At 69.2% G+C, this 17,382-nt stretch carries 10 protein-coding genes; 5 read left to right on the forward strand and 5 right to left on the reverse strand.

Annotated elements, in window-relative coordinates:
* Positions 1-300: 300 nt before the first annotated feature.
* Positions 301-1,188, forward strand: a complete 888-nt coding sequence (locus tag PLE19_08725; GenBank protein ID HPD15021.1) for a serine/threonine-protein kinase — start codon at positions 301-303, stop codon at positions 1,186-1,188.
* Here the strand turns inward: PLE19_08725 and PLE19_08730 are convergent.
* Together PLE19_08730 and PLE19_08735 are read right to left on the reverse strand one after the other, a co-directional pair.
* A complete protein-coding gene (locus tag PLE19_08730; protein ID HPD15022.1) occupies positions 1,106-3,322 on the reverse strand; it encodes a DUF3488 and transglutaminase-like domain-containing protein in 2,217 nt (738 codons plus the stop codon). The genes PLE19_08725 and PLE19_08730 overlap by 83 nt on opposite strands.
* Before the next feature lie 7 nt (positions 3,323-3,329).
* Positions 3,330-5,990, reverse strand: a complete 2,661-nt coding sequence (locus tag PLE19_08735) for a DUF5060 domain-containing protein (protein ID HPD15023.1) — start codon at positions 5,988-5,990, stop codon at positions 3,330-3,332.
* A gap of 209 nt (positions 5,991-6,199) precedes the next feature.
* Between PLE19_08735 and PLE19_08740 the strand changes: the two genes are divergently transcribed.
* Positions 6,200-8,398, forward strand: coding sequence for a DUF3352 domain-containing protein (locus tag PLE19_08740; protein HPD15024.1), 2,199 nt, complete (start codon positions 6,200-6,202; stop codon positions 8,396-8,398).
* 65 nt (positions 8,399-8,463) lie between these two features.
* The gene (locus tag PLE19_08745) at positions 8,464-9,942 is read left to right on the forward strand and encodes a PEGA domain-containing protein (GenBank protein ID HPD15025.1); all 1,479 of its coding nucleotides are present in this window, start codon (positions 8,464-8,466) and stop codon (positions 9,940-9,942) included.
* A gap of 614 nt (positions 9,943-10,556) precedes the next feature.
* On the opposite strand, the gene PLE19_08750 is transcribed toward PLE19_08745, so the two are convergent.
* The 3 genes from PLE19_08750 to PLE19_08760 all read right to left on the reverse strand — a co-directional run bounded on the left by PLE19_08750 (position 10,557) and on the right by PLE19_08760 (position 14,627).
* Positions 10,557-11,432, reverse strand: a complete 876-nt coding sequence (locus PLE19_08750) for a carbohydrate ABC transporter permease (protein ID HPD15026.1) — start codon at positions 11,430-11,432, stop codon at positions 10,557-10,559.
* A gap of 123 nt (positions 11,433-11,555) precedes the next feature.
* Positions 11,556-12,644: a Gfo/Idh/MocA family oxidoreductase gene (locus tag PLE19_08755; protein ID HPD15027.1), complete on the reverse strand. Its 1,089-nt coding sequence runs from the start codon at positions 12,642-12,644 to the stop codon at positions 11,556-11,558.
* A gap of 150 nt (positions 12,645-12,794) precedes the next feature.
* Complete coding sequence (locus tag PLE19_08760; protein ID HPD15028.1) at positions 12,795-14,627, reverse strand: M20/M25/M40 family metallo-hydrolase; 1,833 nt, start codon at positions 14,625-14,627, stop codon at positions 12,795-12,797.
* Positions 14,628-14,913: 286 nt separating this feature from the next.
* On the opposite strand from PLE19_08760, the gene PLE19_08765 reads away from it, so the two are divergent.
* Together PLE19_08765 and PLE19_08770 are read left to right on the forward strand one after the other, a co-directional pair.
* Entirely contained in the window at positions 14,914-16,587 is a 1,674-nt protein-coding gene (locus PLE19_08765; GenBank protein ID HPD15029.1) for a ribulokinase, read from the forward strand.
* Positions 16,588-16,702: 115 nt separating this feature from the next.
* Positions 16,703-17,374 (forward strand): L-ribulose-5-phosphate 4-epimerase, encoded by a 672-nt coding sequence (locus PLE19_08770; GenBank protein ID HPD15030.1) that lies wholly within the window; start codon positions 16,703-16,705, stop codon positions 17,372-17,374.
* Positions 17,375-17,382: the final 8 nt, after the last annotated feature.

Raw genomic sequence — 17,382 nt, forward strand, 5'->3', positions numbered from 1 at the left:
CCCAGGGCGTTGCCCTGGGCTATCCCATGCGAGCCCTTCAGGCTCCAGAGACAATTGCCCTGCCTACAATTCCGGCCCGCACCCGCAGCCACACTCGCACTTGACTGGCAACGGAGGCCGGTGTAAACTAACGCCGGCGCTCCGCGGGGCGGGGCAATCCGAGGAGCGGGCAAGGGGGATCTCCGACGCATGCGAGGGCCGGGCTATTCTGCCGCGTCGGACCTCTCGGAGCACCCCGGCACAGCGAATCGATCCGAGGTCTGTCTGAACACCCTTGGGCGGAACTCCTAGGGATCGCTCATGCCGCGGCCGAATCTCAAGGGATACGAACTGCTCGAGCTGGTGGGCAACGGCGCCGGCAGCGTGGTCTACAAGGCGCGCGAGCTGGCCACCGGCAACCTGTGCGCCATTAAGCACGTGACCCGCAAGACCATTGCCGGCATCGAGCAGGCCCGCCGCGACGTGCGCAGCGGCTCGCGCCGCCTCGGCAGCTACGCCCGCCTCAATTACCGCGGCTTCTTCGATCAGATCCGCAACGAGTACCGCATCCTGCGCACCCTCGAGAGGGACAGCTACTCCCCCCACATCGTGCGCGCCGACGCCCTCGTGACCCTCCGCCGCTTCCTTCGCCTCCACGGCTACGATCTCATCATGGAGTTCGTCGAGGGCGTGAGCCTGCGCGAGAAGTGGGACTACGAGATGACCGACCTCATCCGCTTCTACCGCGAGGCCGCCATGGCCCTGGCCTACCTGCACGGCCACCGCATCCTGCACACGGACATGAAGCCGCACCACCTCTTCATCACGCGCGACCGGCACGTGAAGGTGATTGACTTCGGCCTCGCCCGCTTCTTCGACGACCCGCCCGGCCGCATCCAGGGCACCGCCGAGTTCATGGCCTACGAGCAGGTCAAGGGCCTGCCCATGGACCCGCGCACCGACGTCTACGGCCTCGGCGCGACCATGTACTTCATCCTCACCGGCCAGCCCAACCGGCCGGCCCTGGGCGGAATGGCCGGCGGCGCGGGCCTCACCGTCGGCTTCGCGGGACGCGCCGCCAGCGTGCGCGACAAGAACCCCAAGTGCCCGCCCGGCCTCGAGGAGATCATTCTCCAGTCGTGCGAGCGACGCCCCGAGAAGCGCCCCTCCTCGATGACCGAGGTGATCCGGCGCCTCGACCTTCTCTGAGCCCCTCCGCCAGAAGCGACAGCGCGCGGCGCAGCTCGCCCCGCTCGGCCTGGCTCAGCCGCTGCCCCCCATACCGCACCCGGTAGAAGGCCGCCACCACCGCCTCCGCCGGCGCGTAGAGCGCCCCGCCCGACGCAATGGCCGCCCGCACGAACTCCAGGGGCGTGACGCCCGGCGCGCGGTGCAGCCCCCCGCGCGCCAGCAGCGCCTCGAGCGCACGGTAGAACGCCACCGGCGACCGGCCGCCCGCGCCCGGCGCGCCGGCGGCCCGGCGCCGCCGCGCCACCGCGCGGGCCAGAAACACCGCGCCTCCCCCCAGCACCAGGAGAATCCCCACCACGGCCAGCCCGCCCACGACGGAGCCGCGGCCCGTCTCCACCGCGAACCACTCGCCTCCCCACAGCGGCAGCGCGTCCGAGAGGCGCGAGAGCAGGCCCGTCATTGCCCGCATCAGGTCGCGCTGCTCCTCGCTCGAGTAGTTCACCACGTAGGAGTTCCACACGAGGCGCAGGTGGGCGAATCGGCGGTCGAGCCCCGCAAACCACCCCGTGGCCGGCGCCGGCATGGCCTCGCCCAGGGGCGTGGGGTCGAACGGCCAGAAGTCGCGGATGGACGGCACATAGACCTCCACCCACGCGTGCGCGTTCCGCTGGCGCACGATGTAGAACTGCCCGAACTCGTTCCACTCGCCGCCGCTGAAGCCCGTGGCCACCCGCGCCGGAATGCCCAGCGTGCGCAGCAGCACGGCCATGGCCGACGCGAAATGCTCGCAGTGCCCGCGCCGCACGCGGAACAGGAAGTCCTCTACAGGGTCCACGCCCTCGCGGCTGCGCCACTGGTTGAGCGAGTAGTCGTAGTGGCCCTTCAGGTAGGCTTCCACGGCGCGCGCCCGGTCGAACCAGGCCGCGTCCGGAATCCCGGCCACGATCTTCTCGGCCAGGGCGCGCACCCGCGGCGTCAACGTGCCGGGAAGCTGGAGGCAAGGCAACAACTCGCGCGCCTCGCGGCGCCCGAGCGCCCGCGTCTCGCGGAGCTTCGCCGCGTCCCACGCGGGAATGCGCGACACCGCCAGGTAGCGCAGGCTCACCGCGCTGCCCCGCGGCGAGCTGGCGGTGCGGCTCGCCTGGTGCCAGAACACCGCGTCGAGGTTCGGCGTGGCCGTCTTCAGCGCCACGAGTTGCGGCAGGAAGAAGAGCATCCGCGTGCTCACCGGCTCGAGGGTCACCTCCTGGGCGACCATCCGGCCGGGAAACGGGCGAACGAAGGGGCGGAAGCCGCGGTCGCTGCCCAGGGGCTGGTAGCTGGCCTCCTTGATGTAATCGGCGTTGGACCACGAGGCATTCTCATAGGTGTCGTGCGCCGTGGCCCGCCAGCGCAGCGGCAAGCCCGCGCCATCGGTCGGTTGCCCATCCACCAGCAGCCGCACCGCCATCACCGCCTCGGGGTTCTCCAGGATGCGCCCCAGGTCGCCGAACTGGATGCGGTCGCTGAACCCCATGAGCGTGGGGCCGCGTTGCACGGGCCGCAACTGGAAGAGCTGGATGCCGAACCGGGGGAAGTACAGGAAGACCCCGATGGTGAGCGCGAACCCCGCCGCCGCCACGCCGGCGGCCATCGCCAGCACGCGGCCGCCGATCCGCACCTGGGCCGCCTGGCTTGCGGGCGCTCCGCTCCGCTCGACCTCCCCGCGCAGGTTGAGCAGCAGCAGCGTGGCCACGCTGGCAGGCAGATAAAGCAGGAAGCACACGCCAAACGCCAGGTCCACGCTGAGAATGGCGGCCAGCATCATCTGCACGAAGCTCAGGATGCAGACCATTCCGTAGTTCCGGCTGCTGCGCTCCTGGCCGAGAAACAAGAGTTGGGTGAGGATGAGGAAGTGGCCGCCGGGCACCAACACGGCGCCGGTGCCCAGCACCTCGGCGCCGATGCCGTTGGCGGCGGCGACGATGGCCAGGGTGGCCAGCCCGCGGCTCAGTCGCCACGAGGGCCACAGCACGCCAGCAACCGCGCACGCGCCGAGCCCCCCGAGGCCGACCAGCAGCCAGGCGGGCGAGCCCAACGCCAGGCCCAGCGCCGCCAACCCCGTGCCTCCCATCACGAGCACGGCGACGCGAAGCGAGCGCTCAAGGGACATGACAGGCTCACCACTCGATGCGTGGCAGGGACTTCGCCGGCTCCTCGCGGGCGACGCGGACCGCCAGCGGGCGGCTCGACTTGGGCAGGATGAAGCTCACCGTGCCCTCCTCGGCCCTCACCGTGCTCTCGCTCATGGCCTTCCCCTCCACCGCGTCCCACACCTCGACGCGGAACGCGCCGCCCAGCAGGCCGCGGAGACGCACGGGGCGCTCGGCGAAGAGCAGCGGGCGCTCGGCCAGCTCGGGCCGCAGAATGCGCGCCTCGTCGTAGACGAACAGGAACGCCTCGGACGGGGCCACCATCGCCTGGAGGCTCGCCACGCCCGCGGCCTCGCCCTGGGCGCTGGCGTCGCCCAGGCGCACCTGGGAGGCGATGAACTCGTAGTTCTTCCCGCGTCGATCCTGGCCTGCCGCGAACCGGGACAGCGCGGCCCAGTGCGGGTAGAGCTGATTCTTGTCCACGAAGGTATCCCACCACCAGGGCATCGCGTTGCCGGCGAAGGGCATGGTGAAGGCGAGCCAGAGGCCCGCGTGCAGGTGCACGCCGCGCGTGTCGCCGAGATCGTCGGCGGGCTTGACGCCAGCAGAAAACTCCCCGATGAACATCGGCTTGCGCAGCTTGCGGTAGGTGAGGTACGCGCTCTGGAACTGACGGGCCAGGTCGCGCGTGTAGAGGTGGATGGGGATGAAGTCGATCTCGGGCAGCTCGAAGAGCGCCGTGTGGCGGCCCGGGGTGCACACGCTGGTGGTGATCAGGTGCCCGTGGCCGTCCGCCTTCCTCAGGTGCGCGGCCATTTCGCGGTGCCAGGCCACCAGGTCGCTCTCGCGGTCGCACTTGGCCAGGTCGGCCTCGTTCCACAGTTCCCAGGCGAAGAGGGCCGTCGAACTGCCCCAGCGCGCCGCCACGTACTCGAGGAAGCGCTTGTGCAGGTCCTTGGCCTTGCCGTCGGTGAAGAAGTCGCTGGCGAAGGCGCAGGGCCCCCCGTTCGCCGCATTGTAGGGGTTCTTGTCCCACGAGGCGTCTTGCATGCCGTGGTAGCGCAGCACGAGTTGCACGTAGATGCCGCGGTCCCTGCACTGCTCCAGGAGCGAGTCGAGGGCTTTGGCCACCTGGAGGTCGTATTTCCCGGCCTCCTGGGGGTCCTCGAGCTGGAGGTTCCAGGGGCAGAGCCACACTCGAATGTAGTTGCCGCCGTACTTCTGGATCGCGGTAAGGTAATGGTCGTAGTTGGAGGCCCAACAGACGTTCTGGCCCAGGGGATAGTAGAAGCGGCCGTCGTCGAACTCGAAGTACTGCGGGTCGCTCTTGGAGATGCGAATGAAGCCGGGCCGCGCTGCGGCGCCGGCGTCCTGCTGACGGCACAGGAACTGGTAGGTCTTCGAGGTCGTCTCGCCGCCGGCATCCTTGACGGTGACGTCGTAGCGCCACAGCCCGACCTCGGTGGGGGTGAACCGGAGGCGCCAGAGGGGTTTGCCGCTGGCCTCGTCGGTGTCGTAGACGAACCCCTTCACTTCGGTGCGCTTCCCCGACGGGGCGAGGAACGAGGCGAAGAGGTCCACCTCGGACCGGTCGAAGAAGTTCTGGTAGGTGGCGTTGAACGCGATGGCGAGTTCGAGGGTCTCGAAGCGCTCGACGGTCTGCGCGGAGGCCGTGAGGGTGCGGAGCGTGGGCCGCGAACTCGCACCGATCTGGTCGGCGGGACGGTCGAAGCGCAGGTTGTCCACGTGGACCGTGCCCTCCTTCTCGGCGCGTTCGCGGAAGATGAGGCTCACGCGGGTCACACGGTCGCGGCTCCAGGACCAGGACGTGCCCCACGGCCCCTTCTCGGCAAGCGAGAGGTCGGCCAGAGCGAAGGTGACGTCACGGTTCCAGCCGTTGGCGAGCGGCGTTGGCGGGGTGGTGAAGAGCGAGGCGTCGTAGCCGGCGCGAAGGCCCAGCACGAGGTCCAGCGGCCCGCCCTCGTTGTAGACGTCCGCGCGGAAGGTCGTCGCGTTGGTGAGGTCGAGTTTCACCTCGCGGCGCAGCTCGAAGTTGCCCTTGCCGAATGCTTTCCAGGCCGCCTTGAGAGCTTTCTGGCCTTCTGAGACCCGCTCGTCCGACAGCGAGAGCGTGGCGTGGTCGGCCGCGCTCTCCACGGCCCATGCGTTCGCCTCCTCGAACCCATCGAAGAGGTGGAAGGCCGTGGCCGTCTCGCCCAGCGGCTCCTCCACCCTCGGGGCCGTGTCGGACGCAGCCGCGCCGGAACCCGTGCCGCCCAGGTCCGGGCCGCGCCCGAGGTCCCAGGCCGGCGCGCCGGACTGATCATACGTGCCTCTGGCCGAGGGGGCCGAGGGGGAGGTCGTCCCCGTGCCGGGCCGCCACGGGGCGTGGCCCTCTGCGTCCATGCTCGTGTCTTCGGAGGCGCCGCGGGCCGAGGTCTCCGTGCCGTAGTCGGCGGCGGATGGGGCGGTGGCGTCTGCCGGCCTGGGCGGCTCGGCGGCCCTGGGTGCCGCCGGCGTGGCCGGGGCTGATGTCGAAGCGGTCGCCGCCTTGCCTGGCTCGTCCGTCCGAGCGGCCTTGGCGGCATCCTCCCTCCCGAAGCGGGGCGAGGTGCGGCCCACCCAGAAGGCGCCCAGCGTCACCAGAAGGGCCATGAACAACCAGAAGGCAGACGCCCTCCGACTCATTCGGCAAGCCTCCAAACCTGGGGAGTCCGTCTGTCAGCGCCCGCGAGGCCACGGGGCCTGGCTGCCTCTATTCTAGCCCGGATCCCACGGGTTTGCAATCTTCCCGCGCCGAGGGCTCCTCGAGCAAACGACGCGGAACCTTTTCGGACGGCGCCTTGTAGTATGCTTGGGGGAGACACCACGCTGACGAAAGGAAAGGAAGCGAAGCAATGAGCGCGAAGTCGGCTGCCGTGGTTGCCCTGGCGCTGTCGGCCGCTGTCTCGTTCACCGGCGAACCCGCCGAGCCGACCACCCTCGAGAAGCTCGTGCCCGCCGATGCAGTGGCCCTCGTGCAAGCCACGGATGTGGGCAGGCTGGCCGCGGCCTTCGACCAGAGCGCCCTGGCTGAGGCCGTGAAGGCGTCGCGACTGTTGAGCTACCTCCGCACGGCGGGAGGCGCCGCCGCCGACTTTGCGGCCACGCTGCTCTCAGGTCTGCCCGCCGCCGAGTTCCGCGCGTGCCTGGGCTCGCACGCGGCCCTCGCGCTCCTGGACTTCACGGACGCGGCCGACCTGCGCCAGCGGGTGCCACTCGTGCTTCTGGCCGAGATGGCCGACGCGAAACGAATGGAGGGGCAACTCCTTGCACAACTCCAGCTCCTGGGCCTCCTGCGCGGCGACATCGCCATCACACGGCAGGAGCAGGCGGGAGCCACGGTGCACGAGCTGGGTCTGCCCAACGGCGCCCGCCTTGCATTCGCTTTCCGGGACGGCGTGCTCATCGCGGGCGGACACGAGGGGGTGAGCGCCCTTCTCGCCACGCTCGCTGCTGGCAAGCCGCGCCTCGTGGCCGACCCCACCTATCAGGCCGTTCGCCAGGGGCTGGCCACGCCGGCGGGCCTGGTCGCCTACGCGAACCTGCGGGCACTGCTTCAGCGGCTCGCCCCGGGGGCCGACCCCGCACAGATCAGGCCGCTACAGGTCTTGGGCATCGGGGGCGCACAGGCCGTGGGCCTGGCCATGGACTTCAGCGGGCGCCAGCTCCGCGAGAGGCTGTTCCTCCGCCTCGAAGGCCCGCCGGCCGGGCTCCTGCGCCTGCTCACGGCCGGCGAGCCGGCCGCAACAGCCGCGGGCCAGTTCGTGCCGCAGGGCTACACCGCCGTCCTCTCCATGGCCGCGCGCGATGTGGGCCTCTGGGACCGCCTCCGCACCGCGCTGATGGACATCCAGGGCCCCGCCGCCGCCGACTTCCTGGAGACGGTGGGCACTCACCTCGAACAGCAGCTCGGCATCCATCCGAAGAAAGGCCTCTTCGACACGCTCGGCGATGAGCTGTTCCTGGCCATAGACCTCACCCAGTTGCCGAAGTTCTACGGCGCCGGCCACCAGCCGAAGCCGCAGGAGGTGCCGCTCCTGCTCGGCGCGCGCCTCCGCGACGAGGCCACGCTGAAGGAGACCTCCGACCGCATCGCCGGCAACCAGCCGCTCTGGGAGAAGGGCATCCAGCGCACCGCGACCCACTACGACGGCACCAGCGTCTACACGTTCCGCCTGCCGATGAACCCCGAGTTGCGCCTCTCGCACGCCGTAGTCAAGGACCGGTTCCTCTTCTCGCTGCGGCCCGACCCCATCGTCGCGGCCTTGACCGCGCACAAAGCGGGCAAGGTGTTCGCCCCAGCAGAGTCGGCGCCCGCCCACCTCACGCTCCAGGTCAACGACGCCCAGCTCCTCGCCGCCATCCTGGCCTGCATCCGCAGCGACCTGCCCGAGGCCGCGGCGCCGCTGCTCTCCGAGGCCGACAAGGTCTTCGCCAGCCTCCACGGCTACCGCGCCACCCTGCGCCGCCAGCCCGACGGCGTGGCGTTCGAGGCCTGCTCCGACATTGGCACTGCGGGAACTCTCCTCGCCGCCCTGCTGATGTTCGATCAGGGCAACGCCATCATCGCCCGGCGCGTGGAGTCCGACTTCGACCAGATCGGCGCGGCCCTGGAAGCCTACCGAGCGAAGCGCGGAGCGTATCCCGAGACCCTGGACCAGCTCGTGCCCGATTTCCTCCCCGCCCTGGCCAACGACCGCTTCGAGCCGGCCCGCCCCTATGGCTACAGTCGCGGCCGCCCAGGGGCCGACGGCCAGTTCCCCGATGCCTGGCTCCTCACCAGCGTCGGCCCCGACAAGCGCCCCGACATCCCCGTCGAGCAGTTCGACCCGCCCGTCTGGTCGGCCCGACGCCACACGCAGGACCCCGAGGAGATCGAGCGGATCAAGCGCGTCGTCTACCGCTTCCGCCCCGAGCAGTTCCCCGACGAGCGCAAGAACGACGACGAGGGCGACCTGGTGCGCATGGGCGGCAAGGGCCTCGCCGCGCAGCCCCAGGCCCCCGCGCCCCCGCCCGCCAGAAAGGATGGCGCTACAAAACGCGAGGACTTTTGATATAATCGGGCGCGGGAAGCGTTGGGCTTCCCATCCGTTCACCCCGGCTGTGCGCGAGGAAGCCGATGGACCCCAACGTCCGCGACCGCGAGACCGTGGAGACCACGAGCCCCGCCGAGAGGGCCAACCGCGCCTGGCTCTGCGTCTTCGTAGGCGCGGCGGCCATCGTCCTGCTCGCGGGGGGACTTGCGCTCGCGCTGTCGCCGGCGCTCCGTGCGCGTCTGCTCGGCCGCGGGGCCGCCACCGTGCCCTTGCGCGTGACCTCCACGCCCGAGGGCGCCGAGGTCTTCATTGACGACCACCTCGTGGGCACCACGCCCCTGACCGCACAGGTGACCTCCGGCCCCCACCGCGTGCGCCTGGTGCGCCGCGGCCACAGGCCCTGGCACGAGGAGGTGGATGCGGCCATCACGCCCCAAGTGGCCCCCACGCTGGCCAGCGTGAGGCTCGCCAGGCTCCTCATCGAATCCGAGCCCGACCGCGCCGAGGTGCTCCTCAACGAGGAACGGCGCGGCACCACTCCCCTCGAGATCGCCGACATCGAGGCGGGCACCCATACGCTCCGGGTGGTGAAGGATCCGCTCTACCAGCCGGCCACCCAGCACATCGAGCTCAAGGAGGGCGAGACGCGCCGCATCGTGGTGCACCTGGAGTCGGGCCTCGAGCGCCTCTACGAGGAGCGGATCAAGAAGACGCCCGGCAAGCTGAGCAACTACACCGAGCTGCTGCACCTGCACCTGCTCAACGAGGCGGGGGCGAAGGCCGCCTCCGTCGTGGCTCAGGCGGCCGCCGACCTCAAGAGCGACGAGGTGACGCCCACCGAACTGGGCCAATTCTTCCAGGAGGTCCGCAAGCTCGTCAAAGGCCAGGCGGCCGCCCTCGACGCGGCCAGCCGCGACCAGCTCTTCGCCGCCCTGGCCGGGCTGCTCGAGAAACTCGTCCTCGCCGCTCCCGCCGAATACCCCCGCTACAGCGACCTCGTCGTCCTCCTCTCCCAGGCCGAGCGCTTCGACGACATCTACAAGATCTGCGAGAAAACCGTCGCCCTGCCCACCGGCGGCGGCCTGGTGCACTACTACGTCGCCACCGCCTGCCTCGGCGTGGGCGAGACCACCAGCGCCATTCGCCTGCTCGAACGCGCGGTCCAGCTCAAGCCCGCGCTCTACACGGCCCGCCTCTCGCTCGCCTCCGCCTACCACCGCGCCGAGCGGCTCGACGACGCCCTCCGCCAGTACACCGAGGCCGAGAAGGCCATCGCCAGTGCTGCGCCCTACTACCAGGGCACGCTGCACGTGGGCATCGCCCGCCTCATGGTCTCGCGCAAGGACATTCCCGCCGCCATCGAGCGGTTCAAGAAGGCCATCGCCATCGAGGCCCCGCCCGCCTACCAGTGCCAGTGGCGGCTCCAGTTCGCCGAGCTCCTTCTCGAGCAAGGCAAGAAGAGCGAAGCCACCGAACAGTACAACGCCATCCTCAAGCTCGGCCCCGAGACCGACGCCGGCTACACCGCCCGCCGTGCCCTCCGCCGCCTCGGCGACAAATAGGGCTCATCAGAGTTTGGCGATCCTGACGTAGCAGCCGCTGGGGAGCCTGGGACGGCGCCTGCGGCGCCGGCGAGACCTCACCATAACCCTCTATGCCGCAACGCCTTATGCCCTCCGGCCACCCCCGCCCTCATACTTGCTCATCCCGCAGATGAGCGAATATGGCCGGAACCGCGAGAATCGCCCATTCTCGCCCATCTACCCATGCTGTATCACTCTCCCCCTCACGGGGTTGATACAGCATGGGCAGGCGGCGCCCGCCGGCCGCGGGCGCGGGCCGGAATCGTAGCTCGTCTTTGATGCAGGAATCCGTGGAACAGGGGGACGGCCCGCTGCGAAGGTAGCCGCGAGCGTCCCGCTTGCGGCCGCTCTTCCCCGTCCTTACGCTCTGCTCCCCTTTCTCGTCCCTACGCTCTGCGTGGGGACGGGCCTCTTGGCCGCTCCGCGGCCTCCTTCTCTTCGGGTAAGACTGGACGCGGGAGCGTCCGGACCACGGCCCCCACGCGGAGCGCAGCGCGAACAGCGCGAACAGCGAACAGTGCCAGGCACCGCATGGAGACGTAAGATACCAGGTATGCGTGTGTTACGACATGCTATGTCATTTAGGTCGCCGGTCAGCCCTTCAACCCCGTGCCCGTGACACCCTCGATGAAGCGTCGCTGGGCCACCAGGTAGAGGAACACGACAGGCAGGATGGTGAAGGTGGAGGCGGCCATCAACAGGTTGAAGCCCTCCTTCTCCTCGCGGACCATGTACGAGAGGGCCACCTGGAGCACAGGCGCCTCGTCGGGCGTGTTGACCACGAGCGGCCAGAGGAGCGAGTTCCAGCTCCCCAGGAAGCTGAACAGCCCGGCCGTGACCAGGGCGGGCATCACCATCGGCGCGCCAATGCGCCACATGAACTGCCAGTGCCCGCAGCCGTCCAGCACGGCCGCGTCGTAGTAGTCCTGCGGCATCTGGCGGAAGAACTGGGTGACGAGGAAGATGGAGAACACGTTGGCGCTCCAGGGCACGATGAGCGCGCCGAAGGCGCCCAGGGTGTTGGCCGCGGGCAGCGCGCCCTGCCCGAGCAGCCCAGTCATCGCGTCGCGGAGCGCCTGCTTCATCGCGGTGACGAGCATGAAGTTCGGCACCAGCACGACCTCGAACGGCACCATCATCGTGGCCAGGAAGACGACGAAGAGCGCCCGCCGCCCGACGAAGCGGATCCGCGCGAAGGCGTAGCCGGCGAGCAGCGATGTGACGACGACCGCCACGGTCACCAGGGCCGACACCATGAGGGTGTTGAAGAAGCACGTGGCGAACGAGGGCTCCATCTCGTGCCAGGCGCGCGCGAAGTTGCCCCAGTGCCACTGCCACGGCGCGCCCGAGGGGAAGAGCCGCGGCGTGCCGCGGGCCTCCGCCTCGCTCTTCAGCGCGGTCATTAGCATCCACAGGAACGGAAACGCCACCAGCCCCGCGCCGGAGGCGAGCACGGCGTGAGTGAGCAAGGCGCGAAGCCGCCTTGCGGAGTGCGGAGTGCGGAGTGCGGAGTGCGAACTGCTCACTGCTCCCAAGCCCTTTCATGACGCGTCACGATCTTCTTTTCTCCTTCTCACGCGTCTGGCGCGGCTTCAGCCCGCACACGCCACCAGTTGCCCCGTCCTCAGGCTCTCGTGCGCCGCGACGGCGATCTTCGTCGTCTCGCGCGCCTCGCGGCCGTCCACATACTTGCCCGCGAGCTGCTCCATCGAGCCGCCGCGGAGCAGGAAGTTGATGTTGTGCGCGAAGTCGGCGATGGATTCGATGCCATAGCCGCTCCAGCGGGTCGAGCCGTCCTTATCGCGCTCTTCGAGGAAGAAGCCGAGGTTCCAGGTCTGCTGGCCGTCGGCGGCGGTGCAGGCCTCGGCGCCGCGGTTCTGCGAATCCACCTCGATCACGCCCTCGGTGCCCACGATGCGGATGCCCTGGTTGACGATCGCCTCGAAGCGGTCGGGCAGCACCCACGAGGTGTCCACGGCGAACGTCGAGCCGTCGTCGAAGGTGATTCGGGCGTTCACGCAATCCCAGGCGTCAATGCCCAGGCTGGCGAGTTTCCTCTTCGCGCCGGCTGCGAACACGCTGACGCCGCGGGCCCGCGTGCAGAAGCGGATGAGGTCCACCATGTGCACGCCGAGGAACCAGAAGGGCGAGCTCTGCGGCGCCCAGTGGGGGAACCAGTCGCGCGGCACCTCGATGCGGTCCTCCATCCAGGCGTAGCCGTAGAGCGGCTGGCCGATGGCGCCGGCGGCCACGCGGGCCGCCATCTGGCGGTGATAGGGGTCGAAACGCTTGTGGAAGTCCACCTGGAGGATGCGGCCCGCCTGGTCGGCCGCCGCGATCATCTCGTCGCAGCCCTCCACCGTGACGTCGAGCGGCTTCTCGACAAGCACGTGCTTGCCCGCCTTCAGGCAGGCGACCACGAAGCGGCGGTGCAGGTGGTCGGGCGTCACCACGGTCACGCCGTCGAGGTCCTCCTTCGCCAGCATCTCGTCGTAGCTCGTGTAGCCCTTGACGCCGTAGACCTGGCGGCGCTGGGCGAGGAGGTTCTCGTTGATGTCGCACAGGGCGACGAGTTGGGCGTGGCCGTCGCGCTCCAGTTGCGTGAAGGCGCGCAGGTGCATCTCGCCGAACTTGCCGCCGCCGATGATTCCTATCCGGGCGGTTCTACTGCGTTCTGGCACGCCGTGTCTCCTGATGCAGCGCTCTCGCAGAGGCAGCCGCGTGATGCGTGATACGTGATGCGTGAGAAGAGAAGACCAGGCTCGGCCTTCCTCCTGCCTTCTCACGTATCACGTATCACGCATCACGTATCACTCGTCACCTACCACGCATCACGCATCGCGCGGCCTTGGCTCATACGTGAGCGCGAACCGGGCAATCGCCTTCGCCGCCGCCACGAGATCGGCCACGCGCACCTGCTCCTGGGCCGAGTGCGCGTGCTCGAGCGCGCCCGCGCCGAACGTCAGGACGTCGCTATCGGGGTACTCGCGCGCGAAGATGCGCGCGTCGCAACTCACGTCCCAGCCCCGAAGCGGCTCCTCGACGGGGATGCCCACGGCGCGAACGCAATCCGCGAAGGCCCGCACGGCGGGACGGCTCGGGTCGCGGGCGAAGGCATCGTTGTGCAGCTTGTCGAAGGTCATGGTGGCGACCCGCGGGTCAAAGGCGACGCCGTGCCCGCGGCAGTAGGCCTCGGCGGCCCGGGCGACGGCCTGCCGCATGCGAGCAGTGACCTGTTCGAGCGTGTGCGTGGGCAGAAAGCCCTGGCCGCCCTCCAGGGCAAGCGCCGCGGGCGAGGCAGGAAGGGGATGAATGGATGAGTGAATGGGTGGATGAATGGAAGGGCAGCGAAGGCCCGCAATCCCGTATCCCTTCTCCTTCATCCATTCATCCACTCCCCCACTCATCCTCGTTTGCTCGAGGGAGAACCCCTTGACCTCGAGCGCCACCTCCTCCTCTAGAGCGCGAATGACGTATGCCGCCTTCGTGATCGCGTCGTCGCAGCGGAGGATGGCGCCCATGTGGCCCGCTTTGCCGTGGAGGACCAGGTGCGCTGCGTTGCCCGAGGCGGTCAGGTCGTAATGGTGGTCCACCTTCGGCTTGCCGGTTTCGGGATCAGGCTCCTTCGTCTTGTCGCCATACGCAGCGCAATAGGCGGCGAGGGCCTGGTCCACGACGGCTCGCAGGCGGCTCGCGTCGCCGCTGAAGGCGAAGCCCAGCTCGACGTGGTCGTTGACGGCCGACGGGTGTTTGCCCCAGGGGCCGAGGATGCCGTGGCACGTCTGCACGGGGCGATGGGGGAAGAGCGGGTGCGTGCTCTCGGCCTTAAGCGCCGCGCCCTCCCTCTCCAGGCCCAGCACGCAGGCCGCGGCCAGGCCCACGAGGTCGAGGCCCGGCGCGGCGGAGCCATCGAGATCAAGCCGGTACCACACGGCCCCGCGATTGCCGGGGTGAACGGCCAGGTTCGTGGCCTCCAGCACCACCATCGCGTCGAAGGCGAACCGGCGGTCGAGCGCGAGCGACAGGCTGCCGTTGCCGCCCGGCTCCTCATCTATGGCGAATTCGAGCAACAGGTCGGCGGGCGGGATCAAGCCGCACATCCAGCGGGCGTGCTCGATGAGGTAGAGGGCGAAGAGCATCGCCGCGCACTGCCCCTTGTCATCGCAGGCGCCGCGGCCGAACACCACACCGCCCTCTGTGGGCGGGACGTCCCCGTCCCGCGAATCGCGGCCTGGAGACGCGCCGCCCACCACGCGCGGCTCGAGGTAGGGCGCCACCACATCCACGTGGGCGTTGAAGGCCAGCACGCCCCTGCCCTGCCCCGGCACGCGGACCACGAGGTTGCTTCTGCCCTTGTAGGCATCGGCTGCCCCGAGGCCATCGGGCCGCTCGGAGGTCTTGGTATAGTGGGCGGGCGTGTAGTAGGGGTGCGACTCGATCCGCGGGTCAATCGGCACGCGCTCCACACCCTCCGATGTGCCGAGAAACGTCTCGACCGCCTGGGCGCACAGGTCGAGCACCTGTTCCTCGTGCCGCTGCACACGTTCGAGGTCCGGCCCCACCGTGGTGTCCACAGCCATCAGGTGGGTGAGCAGGTGGACGATGGAGTTCTGAACCTTCGGGTCGTCGGCCACGCGAAGCACGTCGTCAAGGGTGTGGGCCATAGCAGAGCCTCTCCTGGCAGCGGGACGCATTATAGCCCCGTCGGCTGATTCCGATCAAGGCCAGCAGGGGCACGTGCCACCAGGACGGACAGGAAGGACAGGACCTGCGCTCTCCCGCTCTCCCGAGGGCCCGGCAGGTCTATCGGTCCCACCCGTCCTATCCGTCCTACCCGTCCCGTAGGCCCTGCCGGCGGCGGTCTGCGGAACTTGACACGCGCGGGCGAGCGGGTAAACTGGGACGGGCCGAATGGCGTCCCCCGGAATCCCTCACTTGGAGGCTGTGACCATGGCGAAGTATGCACTCGGCGTTGACTTCGGCACCGAGTCGGCCCGAGCGCTGCTGGTGGACGTGGCCACGGGCCGCGAGGTGGCCACCCACGTGGCCAAGTACCCGCACGGCGTGATTGACGAGGCCCTGCCCACCGGCCCGAAGCTGGGCAAGGACTGGGCGCTCCAATCGCCCGACGACTGGCTCCTCACCCTCACCCAGAGCGTGCGGGCCACGATGAAGGCCTCGAAGGTGCGCCCCGACGACGTGATCGGCATCGGCATAGACTTCACGGCCTGCACCATGCTGCCCGTGGCGGCGGACGGCACGCCGCTGTGCAAGATGGCGAAGCACGCGAAGAACCCGAATGCGTGGCCGAAGCTGTGGAAGCACCACGCGGCCCAAGCCCAGGCGGACCGCATCAACGAAACCGCGCGGCGCATGGGCTGCGACTTCCTCGACCGCTACGGCGGCAAGCTCTCGAGCGAATGGATGTTCGCCAAGAGCCTCCAGATCCTCGAGGAAGCGCCCGCCATCTACCACGAAGCCGCGCGCCTCATCGAGGGCGCCGACTGGGTGGTGTGGCAGATGACCGGCAACGAGCGCCGCAACGCCTGCACCGCGGGCTACAAGGCCGCCTTCGAGCCCAAGACCCGCACCTATCCCCCCAAGGAGTTCTTCGCCGCCGTCAATCCCGCCTGGGCCAACCTGGTCGAGGAGAAGCTCTCGACCGACATCTACCCCCAGGGCGCCGTGGCGGGCGGCCTCACGCCCGCGATGGCGAAGACCCTCGGCCTCCGGGCCGGCACGCCCGTCGCCGTGGCGAACGTGGACGCCCACGTGGCCGTGCCCGCCGCCACGATCACCAGCCCCGCCAAGATGCTGATGATCATGGGCACCAGCATCTGCCACATGGTCCTCGGCACCGAGCCGCGCAAGGTCGAGGGCATGTGCGGCTACGTGTGGGAGGGCATCATCCCGGGCTACTACGGCTTCGAGGCCGGCCAGAGCGGCGCCGGCGATATCCTCGCCTGGTTCGTCGAGAACGCCGTCCCCGCCGCCTACTACGCCGAGGCCGCCAAGCGGAAGAAGGACCTCCACGGCGTCCTCGAGGAAAAAGCGGCGGCCCTCAAGCCGGGCCAGAGCGGCCTCCTCGCCCTCGACTGGCTGAACGGCAACCGCTCGATCCTGGTGAACGTGGACCTCTCGGGCCTGGTGCTCGGCCTCACGATCGCCACGAAGCCCGAGGAGATCTACCGGGCACTCATCGAAGCGCTGGCCTTCGGCACCCGCAAGATCATTGACTCCTTCGAGTCCAGCGGTGTGGCCGTGGACGAGTTGTACGCCTGCGGCGGCTTGCCCTACAAGAACAAGCTCCTGATGCAAATCTTCTCGGACGTAACGGGGCGCACGATCAAGGTCGCGCGCAGCGAGCAGACCTGCGCCCTCGGCTCCGCCATGTTCGGCGCCCTGGCCGCCGGCAAGAAGGGCGGCGGCTACGACACCATCGAGCAGGCCGCCAGGAAGATGGCCGGCGTACGCAAGGAGGTCTTCCGCCCGAATGCCAGGGCGAAAGCCGTCTACGACCGCCTCTACGCTGAGTACGAGAAGCTGCACGACTACTTCGGCCGCGGCGCGAACCCCGTGATGAAGGCACTGAAAACACTGCACTTCGAACAGGTAAGGAAGTGATGAACGCGGCGGACCGAAGGGGCAACACCGACGTGATGGCTGCGACCATCGCCTTGCCGGCCCCCGGCTCTGCCGACCTATCCATCCTGTCCATTCCGTCCACAGGAAGGGCCTGATGCTCGAGGAACTGAAGAAGCGCGTGTGCGAACTCAACAAGATGCTCCCCGCCGAGAGACTGGTCACGAGCACGAGCGGCAACGTCTCGGGCCGCGTGCCCGAGCAGCCGCAGTTCGTGGTGATCAAGCCCTCGGGCCTCTCCTTCGACCAGATGACGCCCGACACGATGGTCGTCACCGACCTCGCGGGCAAGGTGGTCGAGGGCGCGCTCAACCCATCGGTGGACCTTCCAAACCACCTGTACCTCTACAACCACAGGCCCGAGCTGATGGGCGTGGTGCACACGCACTCGGCCCACGCCACGGCCTTCGCCGTGCTGGGACTTTCGATCCCCTGCTGCATGACGGGCATGGCCGACGAGTTCGGCGGCGAGATCCCCTGCGCGCCCTACGCCTCCAACGAGGCGGAGAACATCGGCGCATCCATCCTCAAGGCCATGACCCGCGCCCCCGCCATGCTCTGCGGCAACCACGGGGTCTTCACCTTCGCGGAGTCCCCCGAGAAAGCCGTCAAAGCAGCCATCATGTGCGAGGACTCTGCGCGGACCATGTACTACGCGCTCACCCTGCGTGCCGCGCTCGGGCTGCCCATGCCCCAGCCCCTGCCGCCCGAGGAGATCGCCAAGTGGTGGGGCCGCTACCACTCGTGGTACGGCCAGCCGGGAAGATGAGCCTGCCG

It is taken from the genome of Planctomycetota bacterium (assembly GCA_035384565.1).
In the GTDB taxonomy this organism is placed as follows: domain Bacteria; phylum Planctomycetota; class PUPC01; order DSUN01; family DSUN01; genus DAOOIT01.

Bases quoted from the DNA above. Each gene is read 5' to 3' on its own strand.
- PLE19_08745 (HPD15025.1), top strand. From the start codon at position 8,464: ATGGACCCCAACGTCCGCGACCGCGAGACCGTGGAGACCACGAGCCCC.
- PLE19_08770 (HPD15030.1), top strand. From the start codon at position 16,703: ATGCTCGAGGAACTGAAGAAGCGCGTGTGCGAACTCAACAAGATGCTC.
- PLE19_08735 (HPD15023.1), bottom strand. From the start codon at position 5,990: ATGAGTCGGAGGGCGTCTGCCTTCTGGTTGTTCATGGCCCTTCTGGTG.
- PLE19_08760 (HPD15028.1), bottom strand. From the start codon at position 14,627: ATGGCCCACACCCTTGACGACGTGCTTCGCGTGGCCGACGACCCGAAG.
- PLE19_08765 (HPD15029.1), top strand. From the start codon at position 14,914: ATGGCGAAGTATGCACTCGGCGTTGACTTCGGCACCGAGTCGGCCCGA.
- PLE19_08730 (HPD15022.1), bottom strand. From the start codon at position 3,322: ATGTCCCTTGAGCGCTCGCTTCGCGTCGCCGTGCTCGTGATGGGAGGC.
- PLE19_08740 (HPD15024.1), top strand. From the start codon at position 6,200: ATGAGCGCGAAGTCGGCTGCCGTGGTTGCCCTGGCGCTGTCGGCCGCT.
- PLE19_08725 (HPD15021.1), top strand. From the start codon at position 301: ATGCCGCGGCCGAATCTCAAGGGATACGAACTGCTCGAGCTGGTGGGC.